Source organism: Staphylococcus sp. 231237_7MaSpsaltlick, from assembly GCF_043107035.1.
In genome coordinates this window covers 1-509 of record NZ_JBICNX010000320.1, presented here as the reverse complement: position 1 = coordinate 509, position 509 = coordinate 1, and the positions used below count along the sequence as shown (strand labels likewise).

At 28.3% G+C, this 509-nt stretch carries 1 protein-coding gene; it reads right to left on the bottom strand.

From position 1 onward, the window contains the following. Positions 1-245: 245 nt before the first annotated feature. Positions 246-509 (bottom strand): hypothetical protein (locus ACF91D_RS31685; protein WP_392438686.1); only part of this gene is annotated, 264 nt, incomplete at its 5' end.

Sequence of the window (509 nt, the reverse complement as noted above, 5' to 3'; positions counted from 1 at the left end):
GGATGGACATAGTAAATTTTTACAAAGCGCATATGTATCAAAAGGGAATATAAAAACACTTTGTGATTATTTTAATACCAAATATAGTATATAAACGGAAGCGGTATAACACCCCCCTCCAAAGTAGACATTTAAAAACACTTTGAAGGGGGTTTTTTATGTTTAAAATACATAAATTTTCTATTTCTCTTTATGTTAGTCGTTTATTCACAATTTCTAAAAAACGAAATTCTTTTCTTACGGTATTAATCCATTACTAAAATATAGCGTCCATTCGTCAATTCAATATCATCACTATCACTTAAAAAAAGATCACTTATTCTCATATCTAAATTATGATTTACCGAAGTCACTGCATCATTGATAAAGGCTTTAGCACTCTGAAAATCAGATAAATATACATATTTTACATACTCCTCCAAATTCTCAAAATAGCGCGTTTCCGTTTCTAATTCTTCTACAGTATCATAAATCATACGCTCATTTATTATATTTATATCTAAATCAGT